Source organism: Pediococcus acidilactici DSM 20284 (assembly GCF_000146325.1).
Taxonomy (GTDB): domain Bacteria; phylum Bacillota; class Bacilli; order Lactobacillales; family Lactobacillaceae; genus Pediococcus; species Pediococcus acidilactici.
Map to the genome: position 1 here is coordinate 632129 of NZ_GL397067.1, position 15532 is coordinate 647660.

At 43.4% G+C, this 15532-nt stretch carries 14 protein-coding genes; 1 reads left to right on the plus strand and 13 read right to left on the minus strand.

The features are described from left to right. Positions 1 to 9: 9 nt before the first annotated feature. The 12 genes from HMPREF0623_RS03130 to mraZ all read right to left on the minus strand — a co-directional run bounded on the left by HMPREF0623_RS03130 (position 10) and on the right by mraZ (position 12531). Complete coding sequence (locus tag HMPREF0623_RS03130; protein ID WP_002831986.1) at positions 10 to 795, minus strand: YlmH family RNA-binding protein; 786 nt, start codon at positions 793 to 795, stop codon at positions 10 to 12. After that, positions 788 to 1069 (minus strand): YggT family protein, encoded by a 282-nt coding sequence (locus HMPREF0623_RS03135; RefSeq protein ID WP_002830512.1) that lies wholly within the window; start codon positions 1067 to 1069, stop codon positions 788 to 790. Before HMPREF0623_RS03135 ends, HMPREF0623_RS03130 begins: the two co-directional genes overlap by 8 nt. 75 nt (positions 1070 to 1144) lie before the next feature. Further along, positions 1145 to 2467: a cell division protein FtsZ gene (ftsZ, locus tag HMPREF0623_RS03140; protein WP_002830513.1), complete on the minus strand. Its 1323-nt coding sequence runs from the start codon at positions 2465 to 2467 to the stop codon at positions 1145 to 1147. Positions 2468 to 2490: 23 nt separating this feature from the next. Continuing rightward, the gene (gene ftsA, locus HMPREF0623_RS03145; RefSeq protein WP_002830515.1) at positions 2491 to 3846 is read right to left on the minus strand and encodes a cell division protein FtsA; all 1356 of its coding nucleotides are present in this window, start codon (positions 3844 to 3846) and stop codon (positions 2491 to 2493) included. A gap of 156 nt (positions 3847 to 4002) precedes the next feature. Then, on the minus strand, positions 4003 to 5103 hold the full coding sequence (locus tag HMPREF0623_RS03150) for a cell division protein FtsQ/DivIB (protein ID WP_002831987.1): 1101 nt from the start codon (positions 5101 to 5103) through the stop codon (positions 4003 to 4005). A 12-nt stretch (positions 5104 to 5115) separates the two neighbouring features. Then, positions 5116 to 6207, minus strand: coding sequence for an undecaprenyldiphospho-muramoylpentapeptide beta-N-acetylglucosaminyltransferase (gene murG / locus HMPREF0623_RS03155; RefSeq protein WP_002831988.1), 1092 nt, complete (start codon positions 6205 to 6207; stop codon positions 5116 to 5118). Further along, complete coding sequence (gene murD / locus HMPREF0623_RS03160) at positions 6204 to 7598, minus strand: UDP-N-acetylmuramoyl-L-alanine--D-glutamate ligase (protein ID WP_002831989.1); 1395 nt, start codon at positions 7596 to 7598, stop codon at positions 6204 to 6206. The genes murG and murD overlap by 4 nt, the downstream gene beginning before the upstream one ends. 12 nt (positions 7599 to 7610) lie before the next feature. After that, positions 7611 to 8567 carry a phospho-N-acetylmuramoyl-pentapeptide-transferase gene (gene mraY / locus HMPREF0623_RS03165; RefSeq protein WP_002830519.1) on the minus strand — a complete coding sequence of 319 codons (957 nt, stop codon included), beginning with the start codon at positions 8565 to 8567 and terminating at the stop codon, positions 7611 to 7613. A gap of 15 nt (positions 8568 to 8582) precedes the next feature. Next, on the minus strand, positions 8583 to 10748 hold the full coding sequence (locus HMPREF0623_RS03170) for a penicillin-binding transpeptidase domain-containing protein (RefSeq protein ID WP_002830520.1): 2166 nt from the start codon (positions 10746 to 10748) through the stop codon (positions 8583 to 8585). Next, positions 10745 to 11134, minus strand: a complete 390-nt coding sequence (gene ftsL / locus HMPREF0623_RS03175) for a cell division protein FtsL (protein ID WP_004165986.1) — start codon at positions 11132 to 11134, stop codon at positions 10745 to 10747. Before ftsL ends, HMPREF0623_RS03170 begins: the two co-directional genes overlap by 4 nt. A 6-nt stretch (positions 11135 to 11140) precedes the next feature. Further along, positions 11141 to 12094 (minus strand): 16S rRNA (cytosine(1402)-N(4))-methyltransferase RsmH, encoded by a 954-nt coding sequence (rsmH, locus tag HMPREF0623_RS03180; protein ID WP_002830522.1) that lies wholly within the window; start codon positions 12092 to 12094, stop codon positions 11141 to 11143. 5 nt (positions 12095 to 12099) lie between these two features. After that, positions 12100 to 12531, minus strand: coding sequence for a division/cell wall cluster transcriptional repressor MraZ (gene mraZ, locus HMPREF0623_RS03185; protein WP_002831992.1), 432 nt, complete (start codon positions 12529 to 12531; stop codon positions 12100 to 12102). Positions 12532 to 12775: 244 nt separating this feature from the next. Between mraZ and HMPREF0623_RS09375 the strand changes: the two genes are divergently transcribed. Then, positions 12776 to 12904 carry a DUF4044 domain-containing protein gene (locus tag HMPREF0623_RS09375; protein WP_002831993.1) on the plus strand — a complete coding sequence of 43 codons (129 nt, stop codon included), beginning with the start codon at positions 12776 to 12778 and terminating at the stop codon, positions 12902 to 12904. A gap of 275 nt (positions 12905 to 13179) precedes the next feature. Here HMPREF0623_RS09375 and HMPREF0623_RS03195 read toward each other — a convergent pair whose 3' ends face one another. Further along, the gene (locus HMPREF0623_RS03195) at positions 13180 to 15531 is read right to left on the minus strand and encodes an FtsK/SpoIIIE family DNA translocase (protein ID WP_002831995.1); all 2352 of its coding nucleotides are present in this window, start codon (positions 15529 to 15531) and stop codon (positions 13180 to 13182) included. Position 15532: the final 1 nt, after the last annotated feature.

The following is a 15532-nucleotide window of genomic DNA, read 5'->3' on the forward strand; positions in this document are numbered from 1 at the left end:
CGTAAATCGCTACCTAGTTTTAATTAAATCTAGTTGGGTTTTTAGCTTATCTTTTTTTGTTTTACCTAAAACTTCCACAAGCTTAATCCTACCATATTTTCGAACTGAAATGACATCATTTCTCGCAATTATTGTGTCTGCTTTTTCATCAATCATCCAGTTTAATTGAACTTGGCGGTGCTCAATCAACTCCTTAGCACGGTGACGAGAGATCGAAAAGGCGGTGGCCACTATCGAATCCAGTCGTAACGACGCAAGCGTCACTTGCGTTCTTTCCCAATCATTAACCGGTGTAAGTATCTCGGATGGGGTTGCCAGCTGCATCCGTACTTTAATCCGTCCAATTCGCGTAATCTCATTTGAAAAGAACTTCTCTAATTCACCGTTCGTGGCCACTTGCCAACGGTCTTGGTAATGAACAATATCGCCAAACGTATCCCGTTGAATCCCAGAATTCGCTAACGTGCCTAAAATCTGGCGATGTTCCAATTCCGCGAATTTAACCGGATAATCAATTTCAAATATTTCAACTAGAAAATCCGCCTTTTCCGGAACAAAGTATTGGGGGTAAATCAAGCCCCGCTGGTTTTCTGCATTGGTAAATCCACCAAAAAAGGATAATTGTAATTCTTCATCCCGGTTAACCAGCGTCGTTAAAATGTGTTGTTGCCTTGGATTTAAAAAGTTGGTTAAAATAGACCGGTTTTGATCCTTGGCTTCTTGCACCAGCGCACTGAATTCTTCAATTACCGGTTGTTCATCCGGACGGAAGTGCTGACCAATCGGATTATCCATAAACCGTCACACCAAATAGCAGTGCTTCAATGTAGGTAAGCCCGTTAGAACACAATTCTAATACTAACAGAGCCAGAATTGGCGAAAAATCGATTCCCAAAATTGGTGGGATAAATCTAAACCAGCTCATGTATGGCTGACAAATTTTAGTCAACCACTGGCCAAATGCAGATTGATAGGCACCTGGAAGCCAGGACATCAATACCCAAATAAAAATCAGCATCATGTAAATTTGGATTGCCCAGTGTAGTAATTGAAAAATTAACGCAATCATTATTTTTAATCACTCATTTCTTGTCATTATGCAATAAATGGGCTTGAGCCCTGCTCAAACCCATTTAAATACAAATTATTTTCTACGACGTTTGAAAAATGGAGGTGTATCCAATGATTCATCGTCAGAACTTGTATTGTTATTATCGTTAAACGCGTTAAACTCTTTCTTTTCCACGTTCTTAAATTCATCATCACTTGGCGATGATGGGCGAACGGTAGAGGAGTTATTTGATTGCCGAAGTTGCCAATCACCAAATGGATCGTTTGCAGCTTGTGTATTTTGGTTATTAGCTGCTCCATTATTATTAAGGTTATCAGTCGAACCAGCCCCGCGCATTTCAGTGTTTGCTGAAATGTTGTTTGTATTCGCAGTGTTTACACTACTTGGGTTCTCAAAAGAGGTGCGTGCTGGTTGACGGTGTAAAGACGCTCTACCAGCTTTTTTATCAATCCCAGTAGCGATAACCGTTACCCGAACGCCATCCTTTAACTCTTCGTCGATTGAAGTCCCAAAGATGATGTTAACGTCATCGTTAGCCGCTTCTGTAACGATTTGTGAAGCTGCTTGAGCTTCGAACAAGGAAAGGTCTGGGCCACCAGTGATGTTAAGCAAGACTTGTTCAGCACCATCAATTGATGTTTCCAACAATGGTGAAGAGATTGCCTTCTTGGTTGCCTCTTCGGTCCGGTTTTCGCCATTTGCGGAACCAATTCCCATCAAAGCGGAACCTTGGTTTTGCATAACTGTCTTAACGTCAGCAAAGTCCAAGTTAACGTAACCTGGTGAAGTAATCAAATCAGAAATACCTTGCACACCTTGACGCAAAACGTTATCGGCTTCGTTGAAGGCTTCCATCATTGGCGTCTTCTTGTCAACTAAGTCAAGCAAGCGGTTATTTGCAATAATAATTAAAGTATCTACGTGTTCTTTAAGATTGCTTACCCCTTCAGCAGCAAAACGCGCACGTTTTGGTCCTTCGAAAGTAAATGGACGGGTAACCACCCCCACGGTAAGGGCACCTTGTTCTTTAGCAATTTTGGCTACCATTGGTGCAGCGCCGGTACCAGTACCGCCACCCATTCCGGCAGTAACGAAAATCATATCTGCGCCTTCTAAAGCTGAAGCAATTGTTTGTTGACTTTCTTCAGCAGCTTTAGCACCAACTTCAGGAGTTGATCCAGCACCTAGTCCCTTAGTTAATTTCGGTCCTAGTTGAATCTTTACGTCCGCATTTGACGCTTGTAAAGCTTGCACGTCGGTGTTAGCAACGATGAATTGTACCCCTTTGACACCTTCAGAAATCATCCGGTTTACGGCGTTACCACCACCGCCACCAACACCAATAACTTTGATGTTAGCGCCTTTACTCTTGTTATCATCCATTGAAAATTCCATGTTTAATTCCTCCATCGTTAATGTTAGTCAAAGAAATCACTAAACCATTTTTTGATTCCATCGAAGCGATTGGATGTCGCTTTTGGTGATGAATTACGTTCAACCGGTTTAGAGCGTTCTTGCGTTGGTTCAGGGTGCTTTACCGTTGCTTGAGCACGTTTAAATTTAGGTTTCTCATCCACAACTTCTTCTTGTGGCGTCTCTGAAACTGTCCGTTCACTTGAAACCATCGCATTTTTCGCTAAGATATCAACGTCGCTCATCCGTCCTTCGTAATTTAGGATAGCTAGCGCCTGCGCAAAGGCGGGGTGTCTCAATCCCATTTGGTCAGGAACGTATAATTTAGCGTTAGTTTCGAAAATTCTTTCAACTAACTTTTCGATTCCAGGAAGGGCTGCCCCTCCACCGGTAATCACGATTCCACCTGGCATGTCCAGTGCACCAATTTTATCTAATTGCTTCTTGATATTAGTTAAAATCTGTTCCAAACGTGCTTCAATAATCTCACTCAAATACTCTTCATCAACCGCAACCGGCTCGTTTTGGCCAACCACGTTAACCGGGAAGGTTTCCTTACCGGCTTCGCTAGCAACCGCGTAACCGTATTGTTGTTTAATTTGTTCCGCGTTATCTAAAGAGGTGTTCAATACCACTGAGATATCCTTGGTTACAAATTGGCCACCCTCTTGTTCGACAAAAGTGTACTTGAGGTGGTGGTCATGAATCACTGCCACCGTCGACTGGCCTGCGCCTAAGTCTAACGTAATTGTACCAAAATCTTGTTCACCATCATTTAAGATTGTTTTACCCAGTGCTAGTGGATTAACTACAACGTCCACCAAGTTCAGTCCCGCTTGACGAACCGCACTCTTCAAATTATGGATGATTGTTTTAGGTCCGGTAATCAATCCGCCGTTCATTTCCAGGCGAACCCCTACCATCCCTCTTGGATCCTTGATACCGTCGAAACCGTCCACAATAAACTCATCCGGAAGCACATCTACCACTTCTTGTTCCGGAGGTAAATTATGTACAGACGCCGCATTAGAAACTTCAATCACATCTTGATTATTAATCTCGCGTGAACTATCTGAGATAGCGATCATTCCCCGTACGGGTTCGATTCTTAATAAATTAGCTGGAATACCAGCCACTACATCTTGGATTTGAATATTTGCTTTGCGCTCTGCAGTTTCAATAGCCCGCTTAATGGCAATCGCTGCCTTATCAATATCAACGATTACACCACGATTGACTCCATCTGAGGGCTCTCTTCCCACACCAATAACGTTCATTTGTCCTTTGACATATTCAGCAACAATAACTTTTATTGAGGTGGTTCCAATATCCAGTCCAACGTAAATTCCTGAATTATCCATAATAAAGGAACCTCCTAGTCGTTTAACTGTTTCATTTATATACTTATCACATATATTAATTAGTTTACCATATTCATTCTTTATTTAGAACGCAGAATTCCACTAAAATTACAGCTTATTTCAACTAATTGCCGGTCAAAATGGTTCTTAGCCCTCTTAGTTTCCATCTGGGTTCTCTTCATCAGTCGCTGTAAAACCTTGCACACTATTTTGCGTAGCCCGTCGTTGTTGGGTTTGGTAGTCAACGTTGTCAATTGAAGAACTACTTGATGAATCTGCTGATTTACTCTTCGCGGAGGGTCCAACACTTAGTGAATTTTTTTTGCTGTCGGACGATTGACTTCCCTCTTCCGTCGGGTCAGTCGACGTCGAACTAGTTGACGATTCATCACTTTGCCCCCGCGGATACGAGTATGCACCGACTTGTAGGTCCACAATTCCCCTTTTTTTCATGCTTGCTGAAATTTCCGGGTAGTACTTCATTTTCTTAGCAAAGGTATTTAAAACCGCATATACTTCATTACCGTCATTCATAAAGAAGTGCAACTGGTGTCGTTCTTTTTTGGTTGCCGTATAGTCAACTTCTGCAACGTCGTTTTGCACTTCATTAGGTAACTTCGCGTATTCGCTCAGAAAACGTTTCAAAACCTGATTATCTTTAAACTGGCGGAAAACCGGGTAATCACCATCTGGTTGGGTAGCGCTTTTTTTAGATACCGTGCCGTCTTGTCGAACTGCGTAGTAGTATTTGTTGCGCACCACGTATCCCATTACGGCGTTTTCACGCACTTTAATTTTGACGTTACCTAATAACGAGACCGAGATTTGAGCATCCTTTAAATCCGGTAGCTTGTGAATTAGACGCGCTTCGTCGCCCCGTTCCTTAAACCAGGTCGCCGGAATCACGTCATTTTTCCTTACGGTTACTTTCTTTAAAATGTCACTTTTTTCCACCCGTTTATTCCCCTGCACGGCAATGGTTTGCACCCGGCTAATGGGAGCGCAGAGGTAAATCGTAACTAAAATCAAGATCCCAATCAAGCTAAGCAAACCAATTTTAATTCCTTTACCAATGTGTAAAGGCTGACGGACTTTCTTTTGGGTTAACTTATTACGCTTTTTCCCCGGGTGCTTTTTTGCAGTACCACGCTTTGCGCCACCTAATTTAGAACTCTTTTTAGTCCGGTTACGTTGGTTATGCTCTTTTTGATAACGGGCCCACGGGGTTAGATTTTCATCATCTTTTTTCTTTTTCATTGGCATCACCCGTTAAGCTTTGATTACTGATTTCAAAACTGCGTACAATTTTTCTGCTGCTTGCGGCTGTCCCAATTTTTTAGTATTTTCGGCCATCTGCTTACGTTTTTGGTCATCGAGCATCAAATCATCCAACTTAGTTAACAGAGTCTTTGAAGTTAACTCATTTTCCGTAATCATTTCTGCAGCGTGTTGATTGACTAAGCTGCGCGCATTTTTAGTCTGGTGATCATTTGTGACGTACGGACTTGGAATTAAAATTGACGGAATTCCCAGGGAAGTAAGTTCGGCTAAGCTTGTTGCTCCCGCGCGACCTACCACGACTGCCATTCGAGGAAGCATTGCTGGCATATCAGCAATGTACGGTAGCACCGCCACTTTCCCTTTATAAGGGGTTAGGTCAACGTCCTTAGTTAAGTTATCAAAATGAACTCGCCCGGTCACGAAAATCGTTTGGTAATTACGTTTTACTAATTCATTCAAAGATTGCATGGTTACTTCGTTAATTTTTTCTGCTCCACGGCTACCGCCAAAAATTAACACGGTGGGCACGTCATCTTTTAAGCCAAATTGGTTTAGCGATTGCGGAGTAATTTTAACTACTTCGGTTGCTCGCGGATTCCCAGTTAAAACCACTTTTTCTTTGGGAAATTGGTCTTCTGCTGCTTCAAAGGAAATTGCAATCTTCTTAACAAACTTGCTTAAGAACTTATTGGTGACCCCCACCACGCTATTTTGTTCGTGGATCACCGTTGGAATCCCCATCATGCTGGCGGCAAATACTACCGCCCCGCTGACGTATCCTCCAGTTCCTAGTACAACGTCTGGTTTAAACTCCTTAATCATTTTACGCGCCTTAACCACGCTACTCAAAAACAGTCCCACTGTTTTAAAGTTTTCTAATGATAATGAACGTTTAAATCCTTGAATTTTAATCGTTTTAAAATCGATCCCCGCATTGGGAACAATTTTGTTTTCCAGTCCCTTATGCGTTCCCACATACAGTACTGCTGAATCGGGTTCGACTTCCCGAACTTGTTTAATAAGGGCAAGTGCTGGGTAAATGTGGCCGCCAGTTCCGCCTCCTGAAACCATCAGTCTCATTTAGTAACATCTCCTTTTTCCTTCGATAAATTTTCCACGGCGGTGATGAATTCATCGCCCCGTTCTTCAAAAGTTTGGTATTGATCCCAACTTGCTGCAGCTGGTGAAAGTAAAATTACGTCTCCAGGTTGGCTGTCTTCAAAGGCGATGGCAACCGAATCCTTAACCCGCGGGCTGTCCTTAACGACTTTAACGCCCGCCGCCTGTGCAGCTTCCTGCATGTGCGCAGCAGTTTGCCCGTTAACAATCACTTCCTTAACGTGGGGCTTCAAATCAGCCACCAGTCGAGTGTAGTCGTCTCCCCGGTCTAAACCTCCCGCAATCAAGATGATTGGCCGTTGAAAGGCCTTTAAAGCCACCTGCGTTGCTTCGATGTCGGTTGCTTTTGAATCATTATAGAATTGGCGGCCGGCTAAGGTTTTTACGTATTGAATCCGGTGTTTGACCCCGCTAAAAGTTTGGAGAACCTGCTTAATATGTTTATTAGCAACCCCTTCAATCTTAGCCACGGCAATTGCCGCGAGCGCATTTTCAACGTTCTGGTCCCCAGGCACCCCGATTTCATCGGCCGCCATGATCCGTTCATTTTTGAAATATAATTGACCATCCTTGGCGTAGGCCCCGTTTTCAACTAAACCTTGGCGGGAAAACGGAACGACCTGCGCCGCAGTCCGTTGCGCTAATTGTTGCCATTCAGGATTATCCCAGTTAATGACAAAATAATCATCTTTGGTTTGGTTCTCCGTGATCCTCATCTTGTCATTAACGTAATTTTCCCGAGTTTTGTGCCAATCTAAGTGGTTAGAGAAAATGTTGTTAACCACGGCAATGTGGGGGTGCAACTGGTCAATCCCGGCGAGCATAAAGCTAGATAGCTCCATTACGACCCGGTCGTTAGCAGTAGCCTTTTGCACTACCGTAGTCGCAGGAACTCCAATATTTCCCGCCACGTATGCTGCATGATGATCTTGCTGATCTAGCATTAGTTGAATCATCGTGGTAACGGTTGTTTTTCCGTTACTACCGGTTACCCCAATTAATTCGCTGTCCATCACCCGGTATGCCAACTCAGGTTCGGCAATGATTGGCACGTTTTGCTCCTTAGCAGCTACCAAAACTGGGTTTGTATACGGGATTCCGGGATTCTTGACGATTAATTCGATATGATGCTGAGCCAAGATTCCCTTTGGGTGACTGCCTAAAATCATTTGGACGTCAGCCTTTTTAAGTTGTTCAATCAGTTCTTGCGGTTGTTCTGCCTTTGCGTCATTTACTAATACCTGCGCATTCAGTTTACGCAACAAAAGAGCGGCACTAACTCCGCTCTTTGCCATCCCCAAAACGAGAATATTCTTATTTGCTAAATCCTTTATCTCTGCTAATGCTTTCATTCTATAATCTCCCTACCAAATGCTAATTAACGTAATTAGCGCACCGATCAATCCAACAATCCAAAAGACGGTGTCGACTTTCCATTCACTCCAGCCTAACATTTCAAAATGATGGTGAATGGGACTCATCTTAAAAATTCGGCGTCCGGTTAGCTTAAAGGACAGTACTTGTAAAATTACGCTGAGGGTTTCCAATACGAATACGATTCCCACCAGTAGTAGTGACAATTCTTGATTCAAAATGATGGAAACCGCCCCTAAGGCACCGCCCAATGCTAAGGAGCCCATGTCTCCCATAAAGACCTTGGCTGGTTTGTGGTTAAATACGAGAAAGGCTAACATTGAGCCAACCACCGCCCAGCAAAATAGCATCACTGCAGGTTGATTGAGCTTCGCAGCAATAATTGCGTAAGTAGCAAACGCAATCGTCGATAAACCAGCAACTAGACCATCCAGTCCGTCCGAAAGGTTGACTGCATTGGAAAAGCCAACTAACCAGAAAATTACAAATAGTGCGTACCAACCGCCTAGATGCCAAACTCCGATTCCGGGAATTGATAATTGCAAGGCTACGCCAGTTTCTTTAATGACCCAGTAAAAAATCAATCCGCCAATGATTTGGCCAAGCAGCTTTTGCCAAGCTTTAAAACCTTCGTTTTGCCGCTTTAATAATTTAATACTGTCATCCCAGCAACCAATCAAACCGAATTCTAAAAGAACGAAAAGGAGCATCACTAGGTTGGTGGTCAATAAATGGAACGCTAACCCGCTGATGATCGCAGCCACGATAATGGCCACGATGAAAACTAGTCCTCCCATCGTGGGTGTCCCAGATTTCTTTTGATGCCATTTGGGGCCTTCTTCTCGGATCATTTGCCCTTCGTTCCGTGCCCGGAAATAATGGATAAAACTGGGCATCCCTATTAAAGTAATTACGGCACTTAAGCCGCCCGCTAACAAGTTACTCATTTTTCTTCTCCTATGCTATTTTTTGAGTGTTACCGTCATGGTCATTCCTGATTGAAGCGTGGTTCCTTTGGCGACCGACTGACCGGCTACAAAACCTTTACCTTGGTACTTAACTTCAATGTTAAACATTTTAGCAAGTTTAATCACGTCGTTTTTGGACCATCCCGTAAGGTCCGGCATGGTAACCGTTCCTCCGGTATTCAAAAGAATCCGCTGGCCCACTAACAACTTACTACCGGCCGATTCCGATTGTGCCAAAATCCGGCTCCCATTACCTAACCGAACCACAGCTACGTTATTTTTACCCAATTCCTTCACCGCGTCGTCAGCATCTTTACCCACCACGTTTGGTACTTCAATGGAACTATCAATGTCCGTATTCGCAGTGGATTTATCTTGTTCAAGGGCCTGCTTCATCACTGGTCCAAAAATTTCATCTAGTAACTGGGTTGCCGTCTTATCCGCAGGCAAGTTTGGTTTTTTCATCGTAATGTACATGATGTACTTCGGATTTTTTGCAGGAGCCATCGCGGCTACCGAATACAGGTAGCTGTCGTCACCAGAAGCGTAGTTCCCGTTACTTGCAACTTGCGCTGTACCGGTTTTTGCCGCAATCCGGTAACCCTTCAGCTTAAAGTCGCTCCCGATTCCGTATGGTTTGTAAACCACATCTTGCATTAGCTTACGGACTTCTTTAGTAGTTTTAGCTTTCACTGGCCGGCCCACTTTTTTGGTTTTCATTTGGTAAGTCGTTTTTCCCGTGTTGGGGTTCACCACTTTTTTAACAAACTGTGGCTTCACCATTTGTCCATTATTAGCAATCGCGGTGAAACCTTGCAACATTTGCATGGCCGTCACGTTAATTGCTTGCCCAAAGGCGGTGTCCGCTTGCTCAATTGGATAGTCAAACTGCATGCTGCCTTTAGATTCGCCTTCTAAACCAGAGTTAGTTGATTCTAGTAGGTGGAATCGTTTAATATACTTCTTCCAAGTTTTGGCACCCATCTTTTGTTCCAAATGGGCCATTGCCACGTTACTAGAAAGGGCAAATCCTTTTTCGTAGGAAATTAATCCCCAGCCTTCCCGCTTCCAATCGGGCACTACCTGCCCATCGATTTCGTAGGTACCCGACTTATACACCTCATCTGGGTCAAAATTACCACTATCAATTGCAGCAGCGGTGGTGAAAATCTTCATGGTTGAGCCCGGTTCATAAGTATCCTGTACTAAACCGTTATTCCAAGCTTTGGACAAGCCTTTCTTAGTGGAGGCATTAAACGTTGGACGTTGGGTAGTTGCTAAAATTGCTCCGGTCTTAGCGTTCATGATAGTTGCCCCGATCGACTCAGGATGTGCCTGAGACTGTACTTTGCTGACCGTGCTTTCCATGATGGTTTGTAACCGTTGATCTAAGGTGGTGTAGACCGTGCTTCCATCCCGCGCTGGACGTTCTACCTGTGATCCCGGCAATTGGTAACCAAATTTATCCTTTTGTAAGGATTTTTCCCCATCGGTTCCCGTCAACTGCTTGTTCAACATCTTTTCGAGCCCCATAACTCCTGAAAGTTGCGTGGTATCGCTACCCTTTTCTTGGGACTGTTGGGCAAAGCCGATTAAGTTTGAGGCGAAAACCCCGTTAGGATATAAGCGCGCTTCCGAGGAAACGAAGTTAATCCCGGTTAATTTGTATTTTTCAATTTTTTCCTTAGTTGCTACGGAAATGTTATTTCCCGCACTCCCAAATTCCACTTGGAAAGTCTTGGGATTACTAGGACTCAAAGTTTTTAACGCTTTTTTGTAGCTAATTGGTAGATACTTGCTCAGTACGCGCGCCGTTTTCTTTTTATCGGTTACGTACAGCGGTTGGCGATTTGGGCCCACCTGCTTTTTACTTACCACCGCGTAAATCGAATATGTACTAGTATCCTCGGCAATCGGGTTCCCGTTGGTATCTAAAATGGAACCTCGTTTAGCCTTAATAGTTTTATTGTCCGTGTATAGCCGTTTGGCTTGACTGCTGAGATTGACGCTTTCAATCGTCTTATTAATGGCAATATAAGAAAAGCGCCCAACAATCACTATAAACACTCCTGCTACAATCAATAAAAACCATTTTCCAAACATCATCCGATTGTGCTGAGTTTCCGTAGTATTAGTCGTTCGCTTTTTTGGGTTCATCATTTATTTACATTCCTTATATTCTCTGAATTAAGAGAAAGGCCTGCCTTTTTAGCAACTTTATTTAACCGATTTTGGTCGGATAACTGATTAACCTCTTGTTTCATAGTTGTATTTTTGCTTGATAAGGCCGTTGTCTTCTCTTGTGTTGCTTCAAGTTTATGCTGTGCATTAGATAAACTTATTTTACCAGAAACAACGGTAAGCATTAACCCTACCAAAATAAATCCGCAAAATGTTATCAAAAACTTTTCAAACTTCGACAAGGGCAGTTGTCGAGCAGTTACAACCTCCCGGGCTTTTTTTAATTCTTTTTTCCCTACTCCGGCAATTGAAGTTGGTTCGTTAATCATTCTTGAACGACCAGCATAATCATTATTTTGAGCCATTGGCGTCTACCCTTCCTGTAACTTTTCGATAATTCTTAATTTTGCACTATGTGCTCGACGATTTTCCTTTAGTTCGTCCTCAGAAGGAACGATTGGTTTACGATTAACCAATTTAAAATGCGGTTTTTTATCAGCTGGAATAACTGGTAGTCCAGCCGGTAAATCACCAATTTCTGTCTTTTCTTTAAACATGCGTTTTACTAAGCGATCTTCCAGCGATTGGAACGTAATCACTGAAATCCGGCCGTTGTCGTTTAACAAATCTAAGGCTTGTTCCAACGATTCTTCTAAAGCCCCTAACTCATCATTGACCGCAATTCGAATTGCTTGAAACACCCGTTTAGCGGGGTGACCGCCCGTACGGCGCGCTGCCGCCGGAATTGCTTCTTTAATAATCTCGACTAGTTCCCCGGTAGTTACAATAGGGTGTTGCTCGCGGACTTTTTCTATTCGCCGTGCAACTTGCTTTGCATACTTTTCTTCTCCATAACGGAAGAAAATCCGGACCAAATCGTTGTACGACCATTCGTTGACTACCGCTTGGGCCGTTAATTCTTGACTCTGATCCATGCGCATATCAAGCGGTGCGTCATAGCGATAGCTAAAGCCTCGCTGGGCATCGTCGAATTGCGGTGAGGAAACCCCTAAGTCGTATAGGATCCCATCAACGTGATCAATTCCTCGTTGGTTTAATTCATTTTTTAAGTTTCTAAAATTAGCCTTAATAAAGGTTACTTGCTGATTTGCTATGTATGGTGCCAAATGATCTTGATTGTAATCAATCGCTGTTTGATCTTGGTCAAACGAATACAAATGACCTGTAGAGCCCAGCTTAGATAAAATCAACTGACTGTGGCCGCCCCCGCCAAGGGTACAATCCACATAAACGCCGTCTTTGCGGATATTCAATCCAGCAACGGTTTCTTCCAATAGCACGGTGGTATGTTTAAATTCTGTCATTTATATCACAATCCAAAATCAATTAAATTTTCGGCAATATCGTCAAAGTTCGCTTCAGTTTCTTCGATAGCAGCTTCCCAGCGGGCCTTATTCCAAATTTCAATTCGGTTAGAAACCCCTACTAAAACACATTCTTTTTGCAAATCTGCGTGGACTCGCAACTTCTTAGGAATGATAATTCTTCCCTGCTTATCAAAGTTACATTGGGCTGCATCAGCAAACATAAAACGAACAAACGCCCGATTATTTTTCTTATTAGATGGTAGTTGACTAAGCTTTTCTTCGACGAGTTTCCATTCACTCAAGGGATAGCCAAATAAGCATCCATCTAGCCCTCGCGTAATTACGAAATCCTCGCCTAGTTGATCGCGGAATTTAGATGGTATGATCAAACGTCCCTTGTTGTCCAATGAATGTTCGAATTCACCCATGAACATGAAACCGCCTCCGTCAACTAAATCTATAACAATATTACCACTTCCCCCCACTTTCCACCACTTAATTACAAATGTTTTTTCCCAATTTTTTATTAAATTTAAACATTCTATAAAAGCTTGATACGAATAGGGTTTTCACTTGTTTTACGAGGTGGAGAAAAAGTGGGGGATTCATCTCTGGATTTGCCTAAAAAAATTACTTATTGTAGAATTGCTGTAAATCATGAGAAAGTAGTGTTTTTAAATGTATAATAATAAAAAGAAGAAAAAGAGCGGTCTGCAAAAGGTCATCATGGTCTTTGTTTGGATTATGATTATCTTGACCCTGGGCAGCGTACTTTACGCCCCCCTTGCCCAACTCCTGGGTGCTTAAACATCTAGATATAAAAGAGACGAGCGTGGGACAAAAGTCGGGTAGTTTGCGAGCATTAACTGAAAATTGACTATGATGCCTGAATTGGGCATGATGGTCAATTTTTTGGTTAAGCGGAACCAACTGCTTTTGGCACACGTTTTGGCTCTATTGAAGTCAAAATGCCAAAATAAAAACGGTTCATGAGGAAGTTTCACCTCATGAACCGTTTTTTGTTTAGAGACTTTTGGCACAGTCCCGTCTTTTTGAAATTGTCCTCAAAACACTAAGGATAGCTATTGCTCATCTTTAGTACGGTAAACTTTACGCGGCTTACTACCTTCTTGCGGACCGATCACCCCATTTTCCTCAAGCTGGTCAATGATCCGCGCTGCCCGGTTGTAACCGATTCGAAACTTCCGTTGCAACATGGACGTGCTTGCTCGTTGCATTTCCGTTACTAACTCAACGGCTTCCGGATAATATTCATCCAATTCGTCAGTAGCTTCAGTTTCGGCAACTTCTTGATCCGTAACGTTTAGTTGATCATCGTATTCTGCAGTTTGTTGCTGCTTAACAAAATCAACGATTTCCTTAACGTCGTGATCCGAGATGAATGCTCCTTGAACCCGCTCTGGCTTGTTCTTGCCCATTGGGAAGAATAACATATCTCCTCGGCCAAGGAGCTTTTCAGCACCGTTAGCATCAATAATGGTTCGTGAATCGGTTCCCGAGGCTACGGCAAACGCAATTCGGGAAGGTACGTTAGCCTTAATCAATCCCGTTACCACGTCAACCGAAGGCCGCTGGGTAGCGATAATCATGTGAATTCCAGCAGCCCGCGCTAGTTGAGCTAACCGAATAATCGCATCTTCCACTTCGTTAGAAGCCACCATCATCAAGTCCGCTAACTCATCCACAATTACGACAATGTACGGCATTTTTGGCCGTTTTCCACCGTCCGCTGCATTTTGTTCCTCAATGAATTCGTTGTAACTTTTAATATTACGCTGATTCATTTCCGCAAACAAATCATAGCGGTGCTGCATTTCTGCAACCACTTTATGTAATGCTTTAGCAGCCTTCCGCGCATCGGTAACTACCGGGGTTAATAAGTGAGGAATGTCATTGTAAATTCCCAACTCAACCTTTTTAGGATCAATTAAAATCAACTTAACCTCGTCAGGCCGGGCATTCATTAGCAACCCGGTAATAATTACGTTAATCATTACCGACTTCCCTGAACCTGTTGCCCCGGCAATTAACAAATGTTGCATCTTAACTAAGTTAGCTTCAACTAGGTTACCCGAAACGTCACGACCAATGGGTACTTTTAACGGATCATCTGGGTGCGCTGGTTGGGATTCAATGATGTCACGGAACGAAACCGTTGATATCGTCCGGTTAGGGACTTCAATTCCAACCAATGATTTTCCTGGAATGGGCGCTTCAATTCGAATATCCTTAGCAGCCAAAGCCAAGGCTAAGTCGTCCGCCAAACCAACGATTTTGCTAACCTTCACCCCAATTGCCGGATGAATTTCATATTCGGTGACTGATGGCCCCATTTTCACGCTTTCTACCGAGGCGTCCACCCCAAAACTATTCAAAGTGTCCTGTAAAATTTGGGTGTTCTTTTTGATTGAATCGTATTCTGAGCTTTGGTCAGCTTGCGGAATTTCGGTTAACAAGGTTGAAGATGGCAACCGATAGTTAGGATTCAACTTATTCTCGCTTTCAAATCCCACTTCCGAGTTAGCAGTTGATTGCTTATCCTGATTCTTAGGTTTCCGCGGATTTCGTTGGTTATTGGTTGAAATCTCAATCTTAGGCTCCGCGGGGTGCTCAATACCACGAGTCCCATCGACCACCGGTTCTTCGGTAGTTGGCTCTACGTGCGTCCTTTCTGACTTAACGGACTGTTTAGTAGCACCATCCTCCGGCGGCTTCCTCTCCATGGGGGTTCGTTTAACATCCGGTTTGCTAATCGTAAAGTCCAGCTGTTCCCACCAGTCCAAAACACCGCGGGTTAATGCCCGAATTCCTTCGATTAACCGCTGTGTAATCCAAAGAATTGCTAGACCCGTCTTTGATAGAACTTCATCAAAAGGAATGCCAAAGAGGATTACTAAGCCCACCGTCATCAAAACAATTGCTAAAATGGCGCTGCCAATCTCACTCAACAAGAAGTGCGTGCCGCTATAGAAGACCGCCCCTAGCAAACCGCCTCCAATATCGTTAGTGGTGATTTGTTCTAAAAAGGATCGTTCGATTCCCTCGACGGTCCGGGCAACAAACCCGCTTTCCAAATTTAGCCCGCTTGCAAACCGGTACTCGACCCAAAGTAAATAACCAATCATGGTTAAGCTAAGCCCGATTACCCGGTCGCTAGCGCCTTTAAACCGTAGTTCCCGTCCCATAAATAGCAGGTAGAGCCCATAAAAAAATAACAATACAAACCCCAGCGGGCTTAGGCTCCCCACAAAAATCCGAAACATATTGGCAACCAGCATTCCTAAGAATCCCCGGCCAAAATAACCTAAAAGGGCAACCAGTACGTACGCCAGCCCCAATAAATTTTGGGTAGGGAGGCTTTGTTGCTTCTTTCGTTTGCGCGTTGTTTTACGCCTTTTCTTTGCTTTTGCCATA